Raw genomic sequence first — 23643 nt, 5'->3', positions numbered from 1 at the left:
ATCGTGAAAGTGCTCCGATCCCTTCTTTTCCTCCCCGCATTCGCCTTCGCCCAAGAGCGCATCGAGCGTCTCGACCCGGCTCTCGACGCCATCCTCGCGCCGGATGCCGAGATCGAAACCTTGTGCACCGGCTTCGACTGGGCGGAAGGTCCGGTCTGGGACGAGGCGGGCAAGCGGCTGTTGTTTTCGGACGTTCCGAGGAACACGATCTACCAGTGGAAGGAGGGGGACAGCGAAGCCCGCGTCTACATGAAGCCCTCCGGCTACACCGGCGTGGCGGATTACAGCGCGGAGCCCGGCTCGAACGGGCTGGCGATGGATGACAAGGGTCAGCTCTACTGCTGCGAACACGGTGACCGCCGGGTTTCCTATCTCACCCCGGGCGGGGGCAAGCGGACGCTGGCCGACAACTTCAACGGCAAGCGCTTCAATTCTCCCAACGACCTGGCGATCGCGGCCAGCGGCGACGTCTATTTCACCGATCCCCCGTATGGACTGCCCGGGCGCGACAAAGACACCAAGTTCCGCGAGTTGCCGTTTTGCGGGGTCTACCGGGTCACCCCGCAGGGAGTGGTCTCGCTGATCACCCGCGATCTCGATCGTCCCAACGGCGTGGCGCTTTCGCCGGATGGGAAGATCCTCTACGTCGCCCAGTCCCACGGCCCGGCGCCGATCATCATGGCCTACCCGCTCAATGCCGACGGCAGTGCCGGGGCCGGCAAGTTGTTCTTCAATTGCAAGGATCTCAAGGGTCCCGGCGCACCCGATGGCATCAAGGTCGACGCGAAAGGCAACGTTTTCTCCACCGGTCCGGGCGGATGCCTGATCCTGAATTCCGAGGGCAAGTTGCTGGGCCGGATCCTGTGCGGGCGGCCGACCGCCAACGTCGCTTTCGGCGAAAACGGCACCCGTCTTTACCTGACCTCGGACGACCGGGTCCTGCGGGTCGCGCTGAAACAGTGAGTCACGGCGCCGCCGAGGCCACCACGCGGTAGAAGCGCTTCTGCGGAAGTGCCTGTGTCCCTCGTTGGTCGGTCCATTCCAGGGTCGATCCATCGCCGGGGATCAGCCCGGAACCGGGAGTCCAAGCGGCCAGGCTTTCGCTAAAGTAGACCCGGTAGCTCCGCCCCGGACTGGTCGGGAAACTGACGGTGACGTCGCCACTCTCCGGGTCCGGTGCCGAGGCCTGCCACTCGTAGCGGTCCGGCAGGTTCGGGTTGAGGTCGTAGACGAACTCCGCGGCGGTGGTGATACCGTCGTGATCGTCGTCGCCGTCGTCAGGCGCATCGGCATCGCCGAGGTTGGCGAGTTTCCAGTCGCGATAGGCTCCGGAGTAGGTCGTGTAGGTGTAGCTCTTCCAGGTGCTGACCGAAGTGGCGGAAGCGGCGATCCTGCCATGGTAGGTGGCGGCGATGGTGGCCCCGTTGTCGACGATGTCGAAAATGCCATAGCGGCCGCCGCCTGCGCTCTCGCCTCCCGAGTAGGGTCCGCCTTTCGAAGATCCGTCGCGGGTCAGCGACGCGGCGTGGAAGACGGGAACGTGGACCCCTTCGACATAGTCTGCAGTGGCGGTGCCGTCGTCGTAGGCCAACGCATGCATGTCGCCGGCGATCACGATCAGGTTGCGGATGTTCTCGTCCTTGATGAAGTTGAGCAATTCAAGGCGCTCGGTTTTGTAGACCGACCAGTGGTCGGTGGAGGGGATGGTGCCGATGAACGGCACGCTGCTCACCCAGACCATCAGCGGCACCCCGCCGTCGCGGGCGGCGACGAGCTGGTCCTTGAACCACTGCTTCTGCGGGCCGCCCATCATCGATTTGCCCGGTCCGTCGGACTGGCTCGAGGGGTTCCGCTCCGAACGGAGGTCGGTCAGGAGGAAGCGGACCCGCCCGCAGTCGAAGGTTTGGTAGATCGCCTCATCGGGGCCGCCGGCAGGGAGGGGGTAGTGGGGAAAGGCCTCCCGGTAGACCAGGCGGTGGGCGGTCCTGCCGGTGCTGTTGCGGTCCGAGGTGTTGCCCGAGTAATCGTGGTCGTCCCAGATGTAGGCGATCGGAAGCTTCCGCACCATCTCGCCGAATTGCGTGCTCTCCGTGACCATGTCGATGTAGTTGTCGCGGTAGGCATCGGGATCATCGACATTGGTGTTCTTGTAGTTCAGGTCGCCCATTGCGATGAAGAATCGGACGTCCTCGTTCCGGATCGCGTCGAAAACGAACTGCCCCGGTTCGTTCCAATAGGTGCAGGAACTGAAGGCGAAGCGGAAAGATGCGGGACCGGCCGCCGGCAGCGTCTTGAAGGTCCCGGTCCGCGCCGGATCCGTCTGCAGAATCCCGTCGAGCTCCAGCGCGTAGTGATAGCGGCGATCCGGTGCCAGGCCGGACAGATCGAGGCGGACATTGTTCCCCGACTCGCCCGACGACTGCACCGTCGGGGAGTAGACCGGATTGCTGAAATCCGGGGCGGCGGATACGACGAGCCGGGCCTGGATCCCCGCGCCGTCGAGGTGGGCGGTCACGGCGATCGCATCCGGGGTGACCGCGCCGCACCATGGGCCGGAAGCGATTTCGGCGGCAGGGACGGGCGCGATGGCCAGGCCGGCGGCCAGGATCGCGTGGTGAGGCGGGATTCTCATGGCGGAGATTCGTTGGTCGGGGCGCCGCCACGAGCTCGCGGCATCCACCCAGCGTGGAGGGCCGCTTGCAATCGACATGATGCCCCGGGATCCGCCGGGAGCAAGCCGGCAGTCGCCCCGGACCGTAACCGCCGGTCGGTTCCCGCTGACACAGAGACTTGCGAGATTCCAGGGGATGCGGTTGTAATTTGCGGATCATGAAACTCCCTCTCCTTGCATTGGTTTGCACCCTTCCGATCACCGCTGCCGAGCTTCCGTCGATCGACGCGATGACGTCCGCCGCCGAGGGGTTTCTGGGCACGCTTGACGCGGCGAAGCGGGAGAAGGCCGCCTTCGCGTTCGACAGCGACCAGCGCGAGAACTTCCGCTTCACGCCGCAGACCCGGACCGGCTTGCCGCTGGGTGATATGAGCGACGCCCAGCGTGCGGCGGCGATGAAGCTCCTGGAGGCGGCTCTGAGCGAGAAGGGCAAGTTGAAGGTCGAGCAGATCCGGACCCTCGAGGCGTTCCTGGGCGTGAAGGAGAACCGCCCCGACTACCGGAATCCGCAGAATTATTTCGTCTCGATCTTCGGCAAGCCCGGCGATGAGAAGGGCTGGGGCTGGAAGTTCGAGGGTCACCACGTGTCGCTGAACTACACGATGGCCGGAGAGGGCAAGTTTTCCGTCACCCCGTCGTTCTACGGGGCGAATCCCGGCGAAGTCCGGGAAGGGGAGCACAAGGGGCTGCGGGTGCTCAAGGAGGAGGATGAACTTGCGAAGAAGCTGCTCGCGCTGCTTTTGGAAGGGGAGAAAAAGGCGGTGCTCTTCACGACCCTGCCACCGGCCGAGATCATCACCGCGGAGTCGCGCAAGGTCACGGCCACGGAGCCGGTCGGCGTCGCCGCCGCGGACATGAACGGCGCCCAGAAGAAGGCGCTGTTCGAGCTGATCAGCGCCTACACCGGCCGCCACCGCAGCGACCTCGCGGAGGCCGACATGGAAAAGATCGTCGCGGCCGGGGTCGACAAGATCCACTTCGGCTGGGCCGGCGGTACCAAGCGGGGCGAGGCGTGGTATTACCGGGTGCAAGGTCCGACCTTCATCATGGAGGCCGCCAACACCCAGAACGATGCCAACCATGTCCATGCCGCGTGGCGCGATTTCGATGGCGACTTCGGCCGCGACATCCTGGCCGAGCACTACCAGCAGCACGAGAAGGACCACGGCGATCACTGAGGGCGACGGGGCCTGATCTGAATTCTTCGAATTCGCGCGAAAGATTTCCCCGGTTTCCGGTAAGTTCGGGTGGAGATGTCCGCCGAACCGCACAATGCCGAGGAAATGATCGTGGGCCTGATCGCCCGCCATCAGCCGGAGATCCACCGCTACGTGCTCTCGTTGCTGCCCGACCGGATGCTGGCGGACGACGTGGTCCAGGAGACCAACCTCGTCCTCTGGCGCAAGGCCGGCGACTACGACCCGGCGCAGCCGTTCCTGCCCTGGGCGCTGACCGTGGCCCTCTATCAGGTCAGGGCGGCGCGTCGCGACGCCGGGCGGGACCGTCATGTCTTCGATGACTCCTTGGTCGATCTGCTGGCCGCCGAGCACGGCGCCGCCGATGCGGCCCATGCCGATCTGGAACGGGCGCTGGAAGCTTGCCTCGGGGAACTTCCGGAGCGGCAGCGGCAGCTGATCCTCGCCCGCTATGCGCCGGGAGCTTCCGTCCAGGGGCTGGCCGCGGAGCGCCGGCAGACGCCGACCGCGACCTCGCTGGCCTTGTTCCGGATCCGCAAGGCATTGGAGCGCTGCATTGAAACCAAACTCGCGCTGCCATGAAGGACGATCGGCTCGACCTCCTGATCCACGCCCTCTTCGAGGATGCGCTCGGCGACGATGAGCGCGCCGAACTGAATCGCCTGCTTGCCGCCGATCCTGATGCGCGGGCGCGCTATCGTCGTGCCGTCGCCGTCCACGGGGCATTGATCCGCCGCTCGGCCGCCTTGCCGGCGTTCGTGGATGACACGGCCGGCGTTCCGGGGCAGCGAAGCATTCCTTGGAAGAAGTTCGCGGCGGTTGCCTTGATTCCGATCGCCATCTTCGGGTTCGGCTTCAACGACCTGATGGCCGTCCGGAAACGCCTGCCGCAGGCCGAGGTGCTCACCCTCACCCGGGCTGTCTGGCCGGAAGGTTCCCGCGGACTTGCACCCGGAAAGCTGGCCGCCGGGACCCTTCACGAACTGGCCTCGGGGATGGTGGAGATCGGTTATCCCAGCGGCGCTCGCGTGGTGCTGGAGGGGCCTTGTCGCTTCAATCTCGAATCGAAGGAAGCGCTGACCGTGCTTCATGGCCGCGCCTCGGTCCACGCGCCCGACGGCGCCGAGGGCTTCCGCATCGACACGCCCGGTGGCCGCTTCATTGATCGCGGCACCGAGTTCGGGGTTGCGGTGGGCAGCGACGGCCGCAAGCCGGTCGTGCTCACGGAGGTCTTCAAAGGCGAGATCGATGTCCGCACCGGGAGTGCCTCCGACATCCGTCTGGTGCGCGGCGAAAGCCGCGTTGTCGCCGACAACGGGAAGCTGCTCGAGACCCTCGACGAATCGCCGGTGAGGCTCGCCAATGCCCTGCACCGGCCGGTTTCCTCCGCGGCTTCCCCGGGCGAGAACCTCGCCTTCGGCAAGCCGGTGCTCAGTCCCGGCTACTGCATCCGCCCTCACGGTTCGGTCTTTCCGCCCGACAACCTCACCGACGGCCGCCTCGACGATTCCGGGGTCCCTGGCGACTGGTCCTTCTGGCTCGCTCCGGATGGCGAAGATGGCGAATTCACGGTCGACCTGATCACTCCGACCGCGGTCTCGAGGGTTTCCCTGCAGAACACCAGCAACCGCACCATCGGCGATCGCGGGACCGCCGGCTTCAGACTTTTCGGGTCGCTCGACAACAAGACGTTTTTGCCGCTGACCGAAGGCACGCTGCCTGCAATCGACCCGGCGGACTACGACAAGGAGTTCCCGTTCCACGACTTCACGTTCCCGGCCGTGGAGGTCCGTTACGTCAAGTTGGTGGTGACCGCCCACCTGCGCCACCCCCGCCGGCCGGCGGATCACCCGTGCCAGGGCGGGGGGCTGAACGAGATCAGGATTTTCGAGAGATGAGATACGGGATTGCCATCATGTTGCTGTCGGCGTTGCCGGTGTGGGCGAAAGTGGACTTCGCACACGACGTGCGTCCGATCCTCAACGCCCATTGCACCTCTTGCCATGGCGGGGTCAAGGAGGCCGGCGAGGTGTCCTTCATCTACCGTGAACAGGCCTTGGGGAAGGGGGAGTCGGGGAAGCCGATCATCGTCCCCGGCGATCCGGCGGCCTCGGAACTGATGGTGCGGGTGCTGTCCGGAGATCCCGACGAAGTGATGCCGAAGCCCGAGCATGGCCCGCCGCTCGCGAAGGAGGAGATTGAGACCCTCCGCACTTGGATCGAGGAGGGGGCGGAGTGGGGCGAGCATTGGTCCTTCGTGGCTCCCGTGCGCCAGCAGCCGCCCGCGGTGAAGGATGCGGCCTGGCCGCGCAACGACATCGACCGGTTCCTGCTCGCCCGGATGGAAAGCGAGGGCCTGGAACCCTCCAAGGAGGCCGCCAAGTCGGTCTTACTGCGCCGGCTGTCGCTGGACCTCACCGGCCTGCCGCCTTCGGTGGAAGAGCTCGACGCCTTCCTCGCCGATTCCTCGCCGGATGCCTATGCAAAGCAGGTGGACCGACTCTTGGCCTCGCCCCATTTCGGCGAACGCTGGGCGAGTGTCTGGATGGACCTCGCCCGCTATGCAGACTCCGAAGGGCTCGGCGTCGACCGCCGCCGCGAGGTCTGGAAATACCGGGACTGGCTGGTCGACGCCTTCAATCGCGACCTTCCGTTCGACCAGTTCACCATCGACCAGCTGGCAGGCGACCTGATTCCCGATGCCAGTCTGGAACAGAAGATCGCCACCACCTTCCACCGGCTCACCCAGGTCAACGACGAGGGCGGCACGGATGACGAGGAGTTCCGGGTCAGCGCCGTGATGGACCGGGTCGCGACGACCTGGGAAGTCTGGCAAGGGCTGACCTTCGGTTGCGTCCAGTGCCACAGCCATCCCTACGATCCGATCAAGCACGAGGAGTATTACTCGTTCATGGCCTTCTTCAACCAGACTGCCGACGCCGACCTTTCGGAAGACCTGCCGAAGCTCAAGGTGCCCCTGGACAAGGCGCGCTATGCCGAAGCGAACGGGCTGCAGGATCAGGTGGCGGCTGCCGAGTCGGCGCTCTTCAAGATCCGTGCGGAGATCGATGCCGCGACCCGCTGGAGCCCCGCCAGGTCGATGACGGCCACCGCCCAGGGCGCCAAGTTGCGGATTGCCGAAACCGGTGGCATCGAGGAGTACCGCTCCGACACCAATGCGGCGGCCGGCGCGACCTATCAGCTGACCTTTCCGGCGGATCTCAGTCAGCTCACAGCCCTCCGGGTCGAGTTCCTGCCGCTCGACGAGGACGCCGCGGCGCATACCCCGGAATGGGGGGCGATCCTCAAGAAGATCACGCTGGAGATCCTCGATCCGGACAACGGGGCGAAGCCGGTTGCCCTGGCCGAAGTCATCGCGGATGAGGCGCATCCGTTTTTCGATCCCAACGGGTCGTTGAAGGACAGCAACCGCGGGTGGGGAACCTACTCGAAAACCTTCGGCCCGCGCCACGCGACGGTGGTGCTGGCCGAACCGCTCGACTTGCCGGAGGGCTCGAGGCTGCGGGTGACGATGAAGAACGGTCCGTCGATCATCGCCAGTTTCCCGATGGTCTCGAAGCGCGGCCGCATCTCCCTGACCGACCAGGCCGCTTGGATCACCCACCGCAAAGAGGCCGAGGTGCTGCGACTGAAGAAAGAGCTTTCCGACGCCCGTGCGGCCCTCCGCAAGATTCCGGCCACCAGCGTGCCGGTCATGCAGGAGCGGGACCCCCGGTTCTCCCGCAGCACGCGGGTGTTCAATCGCGGCAACTGGCTCGACAAGGGCGGGATCGTGGAGAAACCGGGAACCCCCGAGGTCTTTCCCCGGCTCCACGCCGCGTCGGAAGTTCCCAGTCGCCTCGATCTCGCGCGTTGGATCGCCTCCCCGGAGAACCCCTTGACGGCCCGCGTGGCGGTCAACCGGATGTGGCTCGAGCTTTTCGGCATCGGCATCGTGCCGACCCCGGAGGATTTCGGCTCCGCGGGTGAAAAGCCCACCCATCCCGGGTTGCTGGACACCCTGGCGGTCCGCTTCTCGACGGAAATGCAGTGGAGCGTCAAATCGTTGCTGCGGGAGCTGGTGACCAGTGCCGCCTACCGGCAGGACGCCACCGTCACGCCCGCGCTGGCGGCGAAGGACGCGGACAACCGCCTGCTCGCCCGCGGGCCGCGGCAGCGGCTGACGGCCGAGATGGCCCGGGACAACGCGCTGGCGGTCGGCGGCCTGCTGGCCCCGGCGGTCGGAGGTCCGCCGGTGCATCCCCCGATCCCGCCCGGGGTCTGGACACCGTTTTCCGCGGACTCGTGGAAAACCCCGGAGCCCGGCCAGGCCGATCGCTACCGCCGCTCTCTCTACACCTACTGGAAGCGCAGTATTCCCTATCCGTCGTTCGTCACCTTCGATGCCCCGACCCGTGAGCTGTGCTCGAAGCGGCGGCTGGTGTCGAACACCCCCTTGCAGGCGCTGGCCGTGCTGAACGATCCCGCCTTTCACGAATGCGCCCAGGGGCTCGCCCGGCGGATGAAGTATGACGTCACGGGGGATCTCGATGCCCGTTTGTCATTCGGTTACCGCGCGGCCACCTCGAAGGACATCACCGCGGACCGCCTGGATGAGCTCCGCGGCTTGTTCAAGGACACCGAGCAGCGCTATGCCGCCGATCCCGGCACCATGAACGGCATGGCCGGTACCCCGGACGGGGCCGCCTACACGATCGTGGCTTCCGTTCTTCTCAATCTCGACGAAGCGATCACCCGATGAACCTCTTCCAGCACCTCCGGCAGGAGGAACTCCGGCACCTCACCCGCAGGCACTTCCTCCGCAACTGTTCGACCGGGCTCGGCGGGCTCTGGCTCGCGAGCCAGGGCATCGCGGCGGGGGCGGGGAAGCTGAAGATCCAGCATGATCCGGCGAATCCGCTCGGCACGCTGGCGCCGTCCTTTGCCCCCAAGGCCAAGCGGGTCATCTACCTCCACATGGTCGGTGCGCCGAGCCAGCTGGAGCTGTTCGACTACAAGCCGACGCTCGCGAAATACGACGGCAAGGACTGCCCGCAGGAATATCTCGAGGGCCAGCGCTTCGCCTTCATCCAGGGGGTGCCGCGGATGCTGGGACCCCAGTTCGAGTTCAACCAGCACGGTCAATCGGGCGCCTGGATTTCCGACCGCTTGCCCGGGCTGGTGAAGCACGCCGACAAGCTCTGCTTCGTGAAGTCGATGCAGACCGACCAGTTCAACCACGGGCCCGCCCAGCTGCTGGTCCACACCGGCAACCAGAACCTGGGGCACGCCTCGATGGGATCGTGGGTCACCTGGGGCCTGGGCAGCGACAACCAGAACCTGCCGGGATTCATGGTGCTCATCTCCGGGGGGCGCTTGCCCCGGGTCGGCGCCTCGCTGTGGGGCAGCGGACCCTTGCCGTCGGTCTATCAGGGCGTCCAGTGCCGGTCCACCGGCGATCCCGTCCTGAATGCAGCCAACCCGCCGGGCATCACCCGCGAGATCCGCCGCAGCGCCCTGGATTCCCTCAACCGGCTGAATTCAAAGACCCACCGGGAGCTCGGCGATCCGGAGATCGTGACCCGCATCGCCCAGTACGAGATGGCCTACCGCATGCAGGTCTCCGTGCCGGAGGTGATGAGCATCAAGGACGAGCCCGCGCACATCCACGAGATGTACGGGACCGAGCCCGGCAAGGAATCCTTCGCCAACAACTGCCTGCTCGCCCGCCGTCTGGCCGAGAACGGCGTTCGCTTCATCCAGCTCTTCGACTGGGGGTGGGATTCGCACGGGTCGAACCAGAGCGAGGCCATCAACCATGGATTCAAGCGGAAGTGCGAATCGATCGACAAGCCGGTGTCCGCGCTCCTCACCGACCTTGAGCAGCGCGGATTGCTGGAGGACACGCTGGTCGTGTGGGGCGGCGAATTCGGCCGCACGCCGATGCAGGAGAACCGCGGAGGCGGCAGTGCCAACGCCTTCGTCGGCCGCGACCACAATCCCAACGCCTTCACCCTCTGGATGGCCGGCGCCGGCGTGAAACCCGGGATCACGTACGGTGAAACCGACGAGATGGGCTACCATGTGGCCCGCGACCCGGTGCCGCTGCGGGACTTCCATGCGACGCTGCTCCACCTGTTCGGATTCGATCACCAGAAGCTCGTCTTCCCGTTCCAGGGGCTCGACCAGAAGCTGACCGGGGTGAAGCCGGCTAAGGTGGTGGAGGGGATCCTCGCCTGATCGGGCGGACTGGATCCGGCGCTGCATCCGTGCTAGCGAGATCCCGTGAATCGCCGTTCCGCCCTGCCGATGCCGCCCGCCGACCCGCTGCCCGGAGGGATTCGTGCGGAGGGCGGTTCGATAGCCGGCAACCCGCGGTTCCCTGCGGGCTTCGCCATCACGGTCCAGTGCTGGTCGTTCAGGAAATTCACGCTCTGGGAGGCGGTCAAGATGACTGCGGCCGCCGGCGCTCCCGCGGTGGAGATCTACCCCGGCCAGCAGATCGGCGGACCGCTCGGGCGGTTGAAGGTCGCGCCATCGATCCCGGACGATGCCATCGCGGCGATCCTCGGCCACTGCAGGGAACACGGGGTCGTTCCGGTGAACTACGGGGTCACCCGTATTTCGAAGGATGAGGCCGGGGCGAGGAAGGTGTTCGGGTTCGCCCGCAAGCTGGGCCTCTACGGGGTGACCACCGAGTCGATCGGGGCGATCGACACCTTGGAGAAGCTCGCGGTCGAATATGACCTCAAGGTCTGCTTCCACAATCACCCCAGGTTCATCGTCTACCGGATGTGGGATCCCGGCTTCATCCTCGGACGGATCGCCGACCGGCATCCCAACCTCGGCTTCTGTGCGGATATCGGGCATTGGGCGACATCGGGCCTGGATCCGCTCGAGGTGGTCCGGAACGTTGGCTCCCGGGTGCTCTCCTTCCACATGAAGGACCGCAGGGCGGTGGGAAAGTTGACCCGAGACCGGCCATTCGGAACCGGCGTGATCGATGTCGCCGCGATTCTCGACGAGGCCCGGAAACAAGGCTTCGCGGGAAATGTCAGCATCGAATACGAGCACCATTGGAAGCAATCGCTGCCGGAGATCACCCGCTGTGTCGACTTCCTCCGTACATACGCCGGTTCACTGGCTTGAGCGGGTGGAATTCCGGCGGGCGCTTGGAACGGCTATTCCTTTCCAGCCGCGGCATGGGATGTTAGGAAGCCCCGATCATGAACGATCCCTACGCTGCTCCGCCTCCGCCACCTTCTCCGCCGGCCGGCTTCTCAAAAGATGAGAAGATGTGGGCCATGCTTGGCCACCTGTCGGCCCTGTCCGAATTGCTCACCGGTGGTGTGGGCAACATCGTCGGTCCGCTGATCGTTTGGCAGGTCAAGAAGGACAGCATGCCCTTCGCCACGGCGGAGGCCAAGGAGGCCCTCAACTTCAACATCTCCTGGTTGATCTGGGGCGTGCTGCTGACCATCGTGATCATCGGTCTAACCTTCGTCGGCATCGGGCTGCTGCTCTTTCCGCTGCTTTGGGCCTATCCGGTGGTCTGGATCATCTTCATCGTGATCGCTTCGCTCAGGGCGAACGATGGCATTCCCTACCGCTATCCGTTGACCGCCCGTTTCGTCACGTGAACGAATGCCACGTCGTCACCGGCCCCGCGGGGGCCGGGAAGTCATTCCATGCGCGGGAACTTGCCGCCCGGCTCGGCGCCTGCCTGATCGACAGCGACGTTGCCACCGAGCGCCTGGTTCGCGCCGGGTTGTCCCTGGCGGGGCACGACCCTGATGACCGGGATTCGCTCGCCTACAAGACTGCCTACCGCGATGCGGTCTACGAGGCGATGTTCGACCTGGCGGTGGTCAACCTGCCTCTGGTACCGGTAGTGCTGGCGGGTCCTTTCACCCGCGAAGTCGGCGAGGAGGATTGGCCGGATCGCTTGGAGCAGCGGCTGGGCGTCAGGCCGGTGCTTCATTTCGTCTGGTGTCCGCCGGAACTGCGGCGGGAGCGGATCGTCTCCCGCGGTGAAGACCGCGACCTGCCGAAACTCCGGGACTGGCAAAGCTACGCGGCGTCCTGCCGCGAGGAGCGTCCGGTCTGGGACCACGTGTTCGTGTCGACGGGCGATCAGCGCAAGAGCTCGCCGTAAACCGCGAGGGTGCCGTCGAGCATCGCTTGCAGCGTGAACGGGTGTTCGGCAGGGACTTGAGGCGGATCATCCAGCAATCGCCGGATCACCGGCACGGCGGCCTCGGGGTCGTTCGGCGGGATTCTTCCCGCGGGGTAGAGGAGGCCGAGCTGTTCGCCGACGCCGCCGTGGTCGTAGCCCGCGACGGGCACGCCGAGTCCGAGCGCCTCGAGGGTGGTGCGGCCGAAGGATTCGGGTTGGGTCGTCAGCGAGAGCACGACCGTGGAAACGGCGAGGATTTCCCGCAGGTCGGAGCGACCTCCGGTGAAGGTGATCCGCTCGCCTAGCCCCTCGGCGTCGAAGAGGTTCCGGATCTCGTCGAGGTACGAAGCTTTCCGTGGATGAGCGCCGCCGGCAATCAAGCCGTGCAGGCTCTTGTCGTCCGCGAGTGCCTTCAGAATCCGCGCGAAGTCCTCGTGCCCTTTCAGCCGGGTGATGCGGCCGGGCAGGGTGATCAAGCGCTTGCCCGCTGCCGCCGGAAATTCGCGCTGGAACGCGTCGAGCCATTCGGCGGACGGCCGGTAGCCGTGGGGATAGTCGGCGGGGTCGATGCCGCGGTGGACGACGCGAAGCTTCCCGGGAGCGGCCTTCGGGTAGTGGCGGAGCACATGGTCGCGGATGCTTTCGGAAACGCAGATGACCCGTTCGCCGCAGGTCATGATCTCGGAGTAGCGGTTGACCGAATTGAAGCCGTGGACGGTTGTCACCAGCCGTGGCCGGGTGGAGGGATCCATGCCGCGCCAGGCAAGCCAGGCAAGCCAGGCGGGAACCCGGGAGCGCAAGTGAAGGATGTCCGGTTTCTCCTCCGTGAACAAGCGGCGGAGCTTCGGCACCAAGGCGAGCGAGGACAAGCGCTTGCGGCCGGCCGGCAGGGTGAGATGGCGGGTGCCACACTCCTCGAGCAGGCGGACCATCTTGCCGCCACCGGAGACGACGATGGACTCATGGCCGAGGGAGCCGAGGTGCCGGGCGAGTTCGAGGGTTCCCCGTTCGACGCCGCCCGACTCCATTTCCGGGATCAGTTGGAACACCTTCATGGCAGCCGCAGGGATTCGAGCACGATTTCCGCGCAACGGTCCGCCTCGCGCAGCACGCGGGGCGGGGCCGCGAGGCCGGAGCTTGGCGTCCAGTCGGCGAAGCGGGTCGCGAAGCCCTGTTCGACCAGACGGTCGATCCCGCGGGCGACGCGGCCGGCCTTCTTCAGCAAGGGGACCGGCAACAACCCGACCCGCGCGCCGCTACTAAGTGCTTCGTAGATCATCGACACGCTGTCTTCCGTGACCCAGACCTCGGCGGCCTCGGCAAGCCGCTGCGGCAGCCAGTCGCGGCCGGTGTCGACGTGGGGGTAGCAGGCGAGCGCCGGGCATTCTGCGGCAAGCTTGCCGAGGGTGCCGGCTGGGGTGCGGCGCGAATCGGTGGTCCGCCACGGCCGTCCGCCGCAGCGGCCGACGATGGTGGTCACGGCTTCCGTCACGGCCTTGCCATCCCAGCCGTGGGAACCCGACGGTCCGCCGAGAAGGATCAATCCGCCGTTCCGTTCCCGCTGATCGGGCGGCGGGACCCGGTTGAGTGCCCCGACGGTGGGAATGACGTGGTCGGGGGCCTCGCCCTTTCCCAGGTCGTGCTCGGGAATCAGGCAAAGGTCAAACAGCGCGTCGGGCAGGGTCGGCTTCATCAGCACGACGCAGGGGACGTCAAAGCGTCGGGAGAGAACCAGCAGGGCGGCATGCACCGCGTGACCGGCACCGAGGAGGAGGTCGGGCGGGCTTTCCTTGGCACTCTCGCCCCATGCCCGGGCGATCCGCTGCAGGGCGCCACGGCTTTCTTTCAGCGACACCCGGGTGATCGACACGGGCCGGATCCGGCCGATCGCTTCGGCCAACCCGTGGGATTGGTTGGCGTGCCCGGGTTTGCCATCGGACAGGATCATGATTTCCAAGGGCTCCTTCATGAATCCCGCGTCTTCTTGATCTTGATCAGTCCCGCGGCGATGTCGCGCCATTCGCCGGCATGGGTGGGGGTGGGGAAGCTGCGGGTCCAGGGCTTGCCCTTGACCCCGGTGCCGATGATCGACCTCAGGCCCAGTCGGGCTGCCGCGCGGGCAAGCCGGACGTCGCCATCGAGCAACAGCGCGAAGTCGAGAGGTGCGGGGTGGGAGGCGTCGCAGCGATCCAGCACGCCCGCCACCTGCTCGGCGGGAGCGCTCGGGTCCCACGGGAAAGCCACGAGCCGCGGGTCATCCGGCAGGCGTGGCAGCCCTCCCGGATCGAGGATGTCGATCCTGACATCCGGCCGCATCTCGAGGATCGCGGTCAGCGTTTCCAGGGCTTCCGGGCTGTTGGCGGGAAGGGTCGCGACGAAGCGGGTGGGAACCGCCGCGGCACGCGCCGCCTCGGTGGGCATTTCCTTGGTGAAGAAGCTCAGCGGTCGCTCCTTGTCGACGCGCCAGCGGTCGTGGAACCAGAACACGTCGGTCAGGCTGTCGCGCATTGCGTCCTCCAGTCCGGTCATGATCTCGGCGGTGTTCGCCTTGGCCGGGACCGGACGGATCTTGAGCTTCCAGTGGCCGGTCGATCCGCTCGAGATGGACAAGGCCACCACTGCGGCTCCGGTCCGCCGCGCCAGCAGCGACGGCAGCGGGGTGCAGGAAGACAGCCGGCCGAAAAACGGGCACAAGGCCCCGTGGCCGCCGGCGCGCTGGTCGCTCATTACGGTGACCGCGCCGCCCTCGCGCAGCAAGGCCGCCGGGCCGTTGAAGCCGTCGTGCTTGCTGAAAATCACCGCGCCGTGCTGGGTCCGGCGGTCGAGGGTGAGCTGGTCGAGGAGCGGATTCTCCAGCGGCCGGTAGATCGGTCCGCCGCGGGCGCCGACGTCGAGTTCGGGAAGGAGCTGGGCAAGGGCTTCCCAATTGCCCATGTGGGACCACACCACGACGACGCCACGGCCCGCGAGGATCGGTTCGCGCACGTGTTCCATGCCTTCGAAGGTGATGTGCCGGCGCAGTTCCGCCGGCTTCATGGTCGCGGCCCGCTGGCCGCCCAGCAGGTTGCCGCCGGAGCGGCGGAAGGTCTCCTTCACCATCTCGCGGAGGGCTGCCTCACCGGGCGGGGATGCCGCCGTTGCGATCCGCAGGTTGCGGGTCACCAGGCGGCGGTGCTTCGGCGACAGCCGCCACGCCGCATGGCCGAGCAGCCGGCCGGCCTGGACCACCGGAGTGATCGGAAACAGGCCGAGCAGCGCCTCGACTCCCCGGAACAGGGCATATTGCAGGCGATGGACCGGGGTTGCTCGTCTTGCCTGTGGTTCCGGATCGCTCATTGCCGCGCGGACTTTCGGCCTTCCCGCGCCCCGCGGCAAGCCCCGGGGCTTGCATCCTCCGGCGGACCCCCACTAATCTCGCGCCGCCCGCTCCCGTAGTTCAACGGATAGAACAAGGGTTTCCTAAACCTTAGATAGAGGTTCGATTCCTCTCGGGAGCACTGCGTGACCTGGCGGGACTTTCGTTCGTGTCAAAGGGCATTGGCCACCTTTTGACGGTCGCCCTGAAGCTGAGGGAGCCGGGCTTCAAGGCCATTTCGCCGGAGTTCATTTGCCGTTGCCAAGTGGCTTCTGCATTGACGCTGCATCCGATGCGGACGGCAAATGTCCCGTCCAATGTCGATCGAAGGTCCCCGGTGGCGTCCCCCGCCTTGAACCCATTGCATGGGGGCGCGTTGCCGTTCCGCGCTGAGGATGGGGGCTCGGATCACGAGTTCCCGGCCCGCCGGAGGCCAGAGGAGGATTTTTCCCTCTGGCGAGAGGGCCGGGAGTCCGCTTGGCCGGAGCACAACATTCAGGGGGACGCGGGGGTGAGGATGAAACTCCGGCCAGCGGTCAGGTCCTTTCCAACGATCACTCCTCCCTTGGAATCCGGGCCGGCCTTGTTGGATAATCCAAGCAGCTGGTGGTTGTTCGATGCGGCCCAGCCGTTCCCCGATGTGGGATTAACCATGGCATTCACATTGATGGCTCCAAATGCGTCCTGGAACACGTGGAGGTCGCCACCCGAGCTGATCGCGATCTCCCCGGATGCATTGATGAAAGCATTTCCCCCTCCTTCGTAGATCGGATCCCATGTGCCCGATGTCGGGCTCCAGCGCGAAATGGTATCCGGCGCGTATTTGTTGCGTCGGATCTGGGCTCCGGCAATTCTTGCCACGACGGTGCCATCGGCTCCCACATCGAGCAGCGTCAACCCGGTGCCGGGATCGGGGAGTTGGATAGGGACCAGGCTTGCCGGGTAATTGACAAAGCCGCCGTCGAAGAGCGCGGCCGGGTAGTCGCTGATCGAACTCTCGTACCACCCTCCCGACATGCCAGGAACGTCGGAAGCGAGTCCGAACATGGTTCCGGCGAGTGGAGTCCACACGTGCAGGTCGGCCGGTTGGGAGAATTGTATTCCAACCGGACCATCGGTGATTTCACCGGAGGCAATCAGGAAGTCACCCGACTCCGAGGCATCCATCAAGGCCGCGTCCGCCCCGCCCGGATCCGCGAAGTAGGAGAACCACGCCATTGTGCGGTCGGGATTCAGCTGAAGCGCACCGCAATACATGCTCCCCGAGTCGTCGTAGAGGTCGAGGGCGATCAAGTGGTTGTTGCAAATCCGGTAAGCATAGGTCGCGCGCCAAGTGGCCGGAATCCGGTTCTCTGCGTGAAGCATCGCCTGAACATCCAGCAGGTTTCCGTCCGGGAAGCTGACCACCGCGACATTGCTGCCGTAGATTCCTTCCGGGACGATTGCTCCCACCGCCGTTCCATCCGGCGAGACATCTCTCAAGTTCAGGACATCGTTCGGGTTTTCCGTGTCAATCCAGGTGACGTGGTACACAAATGGCACCTCGACGGGTGGGGGGGCTTCGTTGCCGCCGCCTCCGGGCTTCCCCTTGGCAAGGGCGTTCGCAAACATGCTGCAGCCGAGGAGGATACCCAGAACGGCTGTGCGGCGGATTTCTTCGGATTGCTTGACCATGGTAGGTGTGGTTTTCATGACCGTCTGTTTTGGTTCGATTCGACTGTATCAGAACCCATTGTTCCGGAGCGTTGCAGCCCGAGATCGTTCTTTTCCTGGAATCAGGCGAACCGGCAAATCCTGCCATGGGTGCGGAAATGAGTGCACTGGTCCGGAATGTCGCCTATGGAGTAGTTCGCCTATGAGTGAACGGTTGCTGGAAACCCGCGTGGTGAACGGGCGCATGCCGACGACAAGGTGGAGCCTTGTGCGTGCCGCCGGATCCTCCGTCACGTCTTCGGATCGCCGGAGAGCTTTGGAGCTTCTCAGTCGCGACTATTGGCCACCGATCTACAGTTTCATCCGGACTTGGGGGCATCCCCCGGAAGAAGCCGAGGATCTCACCCAGTCATTTCTAGTTTCCTTCATCGAACGGGAGTCGTTCGGCGTGGCGGATGTCGCAGATGGCAGGTTCCGGAGCTGGCTCCTCGCTGCGTTGAAGAACTTCCTGCTCAATGACAAGCGCGACCGATCGAGGTTGAAGCGCGGGGGAGGTATCGCGCATGTCTCGATCGACCGCGACCTCGGGGAAGCCTGGTTTGAGGAGGCTGGCGTTGATGGCGATTCCCCGGATACCATCTTCGAGCGGCATTGGGCGGCAGGGATTCTGGAGCGCTGTCTCACCCGGCTCGAAGAGCGATACCGGCAGGAGGGAAAGGCACAATACTTCGAGATCCTTATGCCCCTCATCGCCGGGAGTGACGACCGCGGGGGATATGCTCGGGCGGGAGCCGTGCTGGAGCTGACCGAGGGAAGCGCCCGCTCGGCCGCGTTCCGGCTGCGAAAGCGCCTTCGTGCAATTGTGCGTGATGAGATCGCCGCCACGTTGGCGGACAAGGGGGATTTGGAATCGGAGATCGATCATTTCTACGATGCATTTCGATCCAGGTGATTGGAGATGATCAATCAGCAGCAACGAGTGCCGCCGGAAGGGTCTGAAGAGGTCGGGGGATCACTCTGAACCTCCGTGAAATGCCGGATACAAGATCATGAACAAGCTGACGAAATGTCGTACCTGCGGAGCGGTGGTGCGGGGGCGCTTTGCCGATCGTCAGCTTTGTCCGAGTTGCCTTCTCGGCGTTTCCCGCGCTGTCGGGGGGGCTGTTCCCACGTGCCGGGACGATACCGACTGGGGCGAGGTGTTTCCCCATCTGGAACTCGGGGATTCTTTGCGGGATGAGCCCGGTCATCGCGCATGGTTGGCACGGAACCTCGGCCAGCTTGGACAACCGGTTGTCTTGCAGGTTGTGACCGGAGCGCAGTTGGAGGCTCAAGGGGGGAGCGGAACATTGGTGCTCCGGGCACACCAGTTCCGCGAGAAGGCTCCACCTGGCTTCGCGCCAGTTATCGAGGCCGGAGATCTTTCCGATGCCTTCTTCCTCCTTTCCTGTCGCAGTGATTCTTGGATCGATGCCAAGACCCATTTGAATTCCCTCACGTGCGAGGAACTCGAATCCAACCTGGCATCTGTCGCCGATGCCGTGGCCACAAGCCATGAGGCCGGACTATCGAGCACAATCAATCTTTCCTGTGCGTTCTACGATCCTGCGAGCAAGACGATGGTTCTAACACCGTCGCCATTTCCTCCTGCAAGGGTGGCCCCGCCTTCGGCCGACGACATGCCACCCCATCATTTCGTTCTGCACCCCGGCCTTCGACTTGGAGAGTTCATTCTAGAGGAAAGTGTGGGGGAAGGGGGCTTCGGAGAGGTATGGCGGGCCATGCAGAATCAGCCGGTCAAGCGGTTGGTTGCGCTGAAAGTACTAAAGCATGGTCTCGGTTCCATGCGTCTCCAGGCGCGGTTCGAGGTCGAACAGCAGGCGCTTGCACGTCTTGACCATGCGCACATTGCTCGCTTCTTCCATGGAGGCACCACACCAGACGGGCGTCCGTATTTCGCGATGGAATGGATCCAGGGGGAATCCATCACGGGCCACGTGCGGTCCCATCGACTCTCTCTGCCGGAGCGTCTCGGACTTTTCGAGCAGGTTTGCGATGCCATCCAACACGCCCATCAGAAAGGAATCATCCACCGCGACATCAAATCGTCCAACGTTCTGGTCGCCGGGGAGGCGGGGAGCGCTGCAGCGAAGGTCATCGATTTTGGTATCGCGCGTTGCCTGGAAGATCCGCTCTGCGAGTTCACCTTGCTTACCCACTCGGCGGAAGTTCTCGGCACTCCTGCCTCGATGAGCCCGGAACAGCTCGACGGGCAGGTTCCGGACGCCCGCACCGATGTCTACGGTCTCGGCGTTTTGCTCTACGAGTTGCTCTCCGGGTCGCTTCCTTTCAATCCGGGCCAACCGGAGGATGTCCTCCGCCGGAGAATCCGGGAAAGTGACCCTGACAAGCCTTCGAGCCACATTCTGAACCGAGCCGAATCCAAGTTGCTGAAGGGTGACCTCGATTGGATCGTCTTGCGGTGCCTCGAAAAGAATCCTGCCCGCCGCTATCCCTCCGTTTCAGAACTTTTGAAAGATCTTGAACGTTTCCGGCACAACGAGCCGGTCGCCGCTGGCCCCCCCGAACTGGCTTATCGCGCCCGGAAGTTCGTGCGGAGAAACCGGATCGCGATGGTTGCAGGGCTGATGATCGTTGCATCGCTCGTTCTAGGGCTCGTGATTTCACTCTTCGGATATTCCGAAGCGAGAGTGCAAGAAGGGGATGCCATGGCCGCCCGGGCACTTGCCGAGATCCGCCTGGCAGATTCGGAGGAAGCACGAAAAGAAGCCGAGGCCGTTTCGGTCTTCGTCCACCAGTTGTTGGATGCAGACCGTGACAACTCCCGACTCGATCTCGACCGGTTGCTTGGTCACGCGTCCGCGCTCCTGAACCGGGATGCATTTCCCAATCCTGAAAGCTGGGCCTCCCTGCAGCAAAAGGTTGCACGGCTCCACTACTGGAATGGCAGGCCCGAGGTGGCCATTCCTCTTTTGGAGGAAGTCGCCAAGTACTACGCCGAGTCGGGGAGCGGAGACGAATCCCAGTTGAGAGTCAACACTTCCAATCTTGTTGACTGCTACCGTGCCGTGGGGAGAGACCAGGAGGCCCTGGCACTGGTCCAGAAGCTCCTGAAGAAAATCGAAACGGCAGCTTCTCCCAATCCGGAGAGCGTGATCGATGCTGCGGAACAACTTAGCCTGAGTTTCGAAATCATCGCGCTTCAATGTCGGCCGGACGTGGCAGCATTCCATAGGCAGGAGTCGTTGCGCTACGCGGAACTCGTGCGGGATACTTACGAGAAGAACTACGGTGGCATTGACCAAGCTCCGTCCAGGGAGACTGCGGAGAAGTATCTGAACTCACTTGGAAAGCTGGGGCAGCTGGAACGGGCGATCCAGGGCTGCGGGGAGTTGCTGCGCCGCGAGGAAATCGAATCCGGACCATCTTCGGTATATACCACCGGGCTCATGCGCCGCCTGGCGTATCTGCATCAGGCCGCCGGCGACCACGAGAAATCGATCGAGGTTTCGAGCGCGATGCGCGACCGACTCGAGAAGGTCCTCGGGCCGGTCGGCCTCGAGACGCTGGGTGCTCGATATGATTCGTGGGCCCTCAGGGTAGTCGCCGACGAAGCCCAGCGTCCCAACCGTCAGCCGCCCGGCGCATTGATCAAAGAAGGAGAGGCGCTGTTGAGGGACCTGGAGCAACACGCCTCGATACAGAATCAGGTTGCCCAGGATACGTTTCGCACACTGCTGGTGAATTACTTTCGTGCTGGTGAGGATCAGCGGTCAATCACGCTTCTGGAGCGCTTGCTCCCGGCGGTCGAGGAGGTCCTGACGCCGTGGCACGAACGCCGGTTGGATCCCGAAACAATGTTGTTTCATAGCTACCACCGGACGGGTGCCTATCGAGAAGCGTATTCCCACTTGTGCGGGATCCTTGCGGGGCTCCATGCCGGGGATTTGGGGGAGGATGAATCCCACCTCGTCGGGCACGCCCTTGCCAGGTGCTTCTCGATGGTCGCCTCCCGGCCAGACAAACTGGACCAGATGTTGGTTCACCTTGCGGCTCGGTCGCATCTGGCGACCGGCGACCCGGCATTGGCTCGTGATCTTTTCCTTCTTTACCTGATCCCCGAGTTGCTGGAGGACCCCCTTCTCTCCGGGGACGATGAGCCTTTCATGCGGAATGACTTCAAGATGTTCGGGCTCTCGGGCTTGTCTGAGCTGCCCGAATTGCGCCTCTCGGCACCACGCGTGGCGATCTCATATCAGACGGAATGGTCCGTTTTCTGTGAGAGGGATGCCGGAGAGCCGCTCCCGGATTGGAAAGGAGCGGAGCCAGGGGAAGGCGGTTGGAGAATCCTGCAGTCACCGCTGACCAGTCAGGACAAGGCCTGCCAGCGATCCATCTGGCAGCAACGTGATGCCACGGCACCTACTCCGAGAGCCTTTTTCCGCAAGGAGTTCACATGGGAGAAGGATTTCGGGGAGCGCAGGGCTTTACTTCAGCTCCAGGCGGGAGCGGGGGCGACGGTCTTCCTCAACGGCCAGAGAATCGGGAGTTTTCCCAGTGGCAAGATCACTCCAGCGGTCCGTCACGAGTGGAACATCGGCCACGAGATCATTGGGGACACCGAGCTGGACGGGGAGGCCTACTCCATCGCGGTCTGGCTCGATAGCGCCGACTTCGTGGACGGTCGGAATGTCCTGGCGGTTGAGGTACCGCAGCAGTCAGATGAGTACTCGTTTTTGGCCAAGCTTGTCGTTTACCCGGGCCCTGGTTTCCTGGGCGATCTCTCATCTCTTTTCGCTGGATTTGATCCCACTGCGGCGCTTTCGGCCCTGCGGAGCGAAACCGGCCTCGAGCTGAAGGAGCCCATGCCGGATTGGCAACCACTTGTTCGCTCACAGCTCGCAGCCCTGGACGGTCAATGGCAGGATGTCCTCAAGATCACGGAGCCACTCCTTGCCAGGATTGATCACGGTACGAAACAAGCCCGCGTTCTCGCTCGTCTTCGCTGGTTTGCAAGGAAGCAGCTCGGCGATGATATCGCAACGCCGGATTCATTTGCGGTTGGCGTTCCAATGCGGTCGCCGGATGCGAGTTCCCATCAAATTGACCTGGGTTCCCATTACAATCTGTATCTTGACGATTCTCCCTATCGGCGACGCAGTGGAATCGGCTTCTTCCCCGATGGCATGTTGCCTCAAGAGCTGCCCGATATCATCAGAGTAGGATCACTTTCATTCGACGTTCGTGGAATGATCCGGGTGCGGGGGGCGAGGGATCCGTTATATGGAGGCGAGGGGCGCCACGATTACCTGTTGGAATTCCCTGCTGCAGTCCGGGGCATTCCGGTGGGAAGGATCACTCCTGCGATCCACTTTCTTCATGCAGGATCGGTGACCGCTGGAAACAGGAATCCGGAATGGGAGAACAGGGAGGTGATCGCGAACTACGTGATCCACTATGAAGACGGCGACACAGCGGTCGTTCCCGTCAGAGCGGACAAAGGCGTGTTCAATAATTTTTACCTTCCAAGTGACGGGACACCGCCCGAGCAATTCAGCCTGCCGCGCACGTCGGTCTGGTGCAGAAACGGCCCCTTGGAAGGCTATTACACCGTGCTGTATGTGCGATCGTGGCTGAATCCTCGTCCAGATGTTCCCGTCCACTCCATCGATGTCGTCTCCGGAGAAAAGGACACCGCATTGATGGTGTTTGGGATCACGATCGATCCTCCCGAACAGGCTTCTGAACTTCCACCTGTCGTTGAACTGGAAACCCTGATGGGTTCGGGCCTGGGACCCGGTGATGTGCGGGTAAGGAATGCATTTGAGCGCATCGATTTCTCACCGCCGGAGGTGGAACTTGAGCTACTCCGTGGTGAAGGAGATTTCCGTGGGAGGTTTGCCCAGCAGGTCTTCGTCGGCCTGGTGGAGGAGGGGCTGAAGCAGCGGGAGGGTCTCACGCTCCTGAAAGGGATGGCAGGTCTTGGTCTCGAAGCGGACCAAGCCACGCAGGAATCGTTCTTCGGGCGTATTCTGGAGACATTCCGGCATTCTACCCCGGATGATCAGGCCAGGATTATGTGCCGTATCCTGCTCCTCCCTGGCTCGCGGGAGGATCCCGATCTTGTGGACGCCGGGGTGTCCTTGGCCCGGAGAGCAATCGAATTGGACCCAACGGACATGAACACCTCGGTCGAGAGGGCTCTTGTCGCCTATCGCTTGGGAAACTACGCCGACGCTTGGTCGCTGATTGAAGCCGCGCCTGAAACCGAGGATCCGGATACCGCGCGCATGTTGCTGTTGCTTCGCGCCATGACTGCGGCGCAACGGGGTGATCGCCGGGAAGCGCTTTCTGCTCTTGAGGCGGTCCGACCGGTCATCAAGCGACGCGAGGCAGAAATCGGAAGAGGGAACATCAACGCATCGTGGCACGTCAACGTCATTCACCGCCTCTTCCTTTCCGAGGCCGAGGACCTGATGGTTTCGAAGCAAGCTGATTGAAATTGGCTTCACTCCTTGCCTGCGAACGTCGGTAGCAACGGGCCAGGCTACCTTGGAACCAAAAACCAACC

At 64.0% G+C, this 23643-nt stretch carries 16 protein-coding genes and 1 tRNA gene; 12 read left to right on the top strand and 5 right to left on the bottom strand.

Features of this window, described 5'->3' with window-relative positions; translation table 11 throughout:
- Nucleotides 1-3: 3 nt before the first annotated feature.
- Nucleotides 4-963, top strand: a complete 960-nt coding sequence (locus IG178_RS19325) for an SMP-30/gluconolactonase/LRE family protein (RefSeq protein ID WP_343226021.1) — start codon at nt 4-6, stop codon at nt 961-963.
- A 1-nt stretch (nt 964) separates the two neighbouring features.
- Here IG178_RS19325 and IG178_RS19320 read toward each other — a convergent pair whose 3' ends face one another.
- The gene (locus IG178_RS19320) at nt 965-2632 is read right to left on the bottom strand and encodes an alkaline phosphatase D family protein (RefSeq protein WP_193214223.1); all 1668 of its coding nucleotides are present in this window, start codon (nt 2630-2632) and stop codon (nt 965-967) included.
- Nucleotides 2633-2829: 197 nt separating this feature from the next.
- Between IG178_RS19320 and IG178_RS19315 the strand changes: the two genes are divergently transcribed.
- The 8 genes from IG178_RS19315 (at nt 2830) to IG178_RS19280 (ending at nt 12022) form a co-directional block, all read left to right on the top strand.
- Entirely contained in the window at nt 2830-3849 is a 1020-nt protein-coding gene (locus IG178_RS19315) for a DUF3500 domain-containing protein (protein WP_193214222.1), read from the top strand.
- A 75-nt stretch (nt 3850-3924) separates the two neighbouring features.
- Entirely contained in the window at nt 3925-4449 is a 525-nt protein-coding gene (locus IG178_RS19310) for a sigma-70 family RNA polymerase sigma factor (RefSeq protein ID WP_193214221.1), read from the top strand.
- Nucleotides 4446-5765: a discoidin domain-containing protein gene (locus IG178_RS19305; RefSeq protein ID WP_193214220.1), complete on the top strand. Its 1320-nt coding sequence runs from the start codon at nt 4446-4448 to the stop codon at nt 5763-5765. Before IG178_RS19310 ends, IG178_RS19305 begins: the two co-directional genes overlap by 4 nt.
- The gene (locus IG178_RS19300; protein ID WP_193214219.1) at nt 5762-8629 is read left to right on the top strand and encodes a PSD1 and planctomycete cytochrome C domain-containing protein; all 2868 of its coding nucleotides are present in this window, start codon (nt 5762-5764) and stop codon (nt 8627-8629) included. Before IG178_RS19305 ends, IG178_RS19300 begins: the two co-directional genes overlap by 4 nt.
- On the top strand, nt 8626-10107 hold the full coding sequence (locus IG178_RS19295; protein WP_193214218.1) for a DUF1501 domain-containing protein: 1482 nt from the start codon (nt 8626-8628) through the stop codon (nt 10105-10107). Before IG178_RS19300 ends, IG178_RS19295 begins: the two co-directional genes overlap by 4 nt.
- 45 nt (nt 10108-10152) lie before the next feature.
- Nucleotides 10153-11016, top strand: coding sequence for a TIM barrel protein (locus IG178_RS19290; RefSeq protein ID WP_193214217.1), 864 nt, complete (start codon nt 10153-10155; stop codon nt 11014-11016).
- A gap of 146 nt (nt 11017-11162) precedes the next feature.
- On the top strand, nt 11163-11507 hold the full coding sequence (locus IG178_RS19285; RefSeq protein ID WP_255518991.1) for a DUF4870 domain-containing protein: 345 nt from the start codon (nt 11163-11165) through the stop codon (nt 11505-11507).
- Nucleotides 11504-12022 carry an AAA family ATPase gene (locus IG178_RS19280; RefSeq protein ID WP_193214216.1) on the top strand — a complete coding sequence of 173 codons (519 nt, stop codon included), beginning with the start codon at nt 11504-11506 and terminating at the stop codon, nt 12020-12022. The genes IG178_RS19285 and IG178_RS19280 overlap by 4 nt, the downstream gene beginning before the upstream one ends.
- Here the strand turns inward: IG178_RS19280 and IG178_RS19275 are convergent.
- The 3 genes from IG178_RS19275 to IG178_RS19265 are packed head-to-tail and all read right to left on the bottom strand — an operon-like array spanning nt 12001 to nt 15379.
- Nucleotides 12001-13098, bottom strand: coding sequence for a glycosyltransferase family 4 protein (locus tag IG178_RS19275; protein ID WP_193214215.1), 1098 nt, complete (start codon nt 13096-13098; stop codon nt 12001-12003). The genes IG178_RS19280 and IG178_RS19275 overlap by 22 nt on opposite strands.
- A complete protein-coding gene (locus IG178_RS19270; protein ID WP_193214214.1) occupies nt 13095-14012 on the bottom strand; it encodes a mitochondrial fission ELM1 family protein in 918 nt (305 codons plus the stop codon). Before IG178_RS19270 ends, IG178_RS19275 begins: the two co-directional genes overlap by 4 nt.
- The gene (locus IG178_RS19265) at nt 14009-15379 is read right to left on the bottom strand and encodes a lysophospholipid acyltransferase family protein (RefSeq protein ID WP_193214213.1); all 1371 of its coding nucleotides are present in this window, start codon (nt 15377-15379) and stop codon (nt 14009-14011) included. Before IG178_RS19265 ends, IG178_RS19270 begins: the two co-directional genes overlap by 4 nt.
- Nucleotides 15380-15468: 89 nt before the next feature.
- On the opposite strand from IG178_RS19265, the gene IG178_RS19260 reads away from it, so the two are divergent.
- Nucleotides 15469-15540: transfer RNA gene (locus IG178_RS19260), tRNA-Arg, on the top strand.
- A 353-nt stretch (nt 15541-15893) separates the two neighbouring features.
- Here the strand turns inward: IG178_RS19260 and IG178_RS19255 are convergent.
- Nucleotides 15894-17090 carry a hypothetical protein gene (locus IG178_RS19255; protein WP_193214212.1) on the bottom strand — a complete coding sequence of 399 codons (1197 nt, stop codon included), beginning with the start codon at nt 17088-17090 and terminating at the stop codon, nt 15894-15896.
- A 163-nt stretch (nt 17091-17253) separates the two neighbouring features.
- Between IG178_RS19255 and IG178_RS19250 the strand changes: the two genes are divergently transcribed.
- Together IG178_RS19250 and IG178_RS19245 are read left to right on the top strand one after the other, a co-directional pair.
- A complete protein-coding gene (locus IG178_RS19250) occupies nt 17254-18003 on the top strand; it encodes an RNA polymerase sigma factor (RefSeq protein WP_193214211.1) in 750 nt (249 codons plus the stop codon).
- A 97-nt stretch (nt 18004-18100) separates the two neighbouring features.
- Nucleotides 18101-23572, top strand: coding sequence for a serine/threonine-protein kinase (locus tag IG178_RS19245; RefSeq protein WP_193214210.1), 5472 nt, complete (start codon nt 18101-18103; stop codon nt 23570-23572).
- Nucleotides 23573-23643: the final 71 nt, after the last annotated feature.

This window comes from Neoluteolibacter marinus (genome assembly GCF_014904755.1).
In the GTDB taxonomy this organism is placed as follows: Bacteria; Verrucomicrobiota; Verrucomicrobiia; order Verrucomicrobiales; family Akkermansiaceae; genus Haloferula; species Haloferula marina.
The sequence above is the reverse complement of the archived record's forward strand: the minus strand, read 5'-3'. Positions and strand labels throughout refer to the sequence as shown.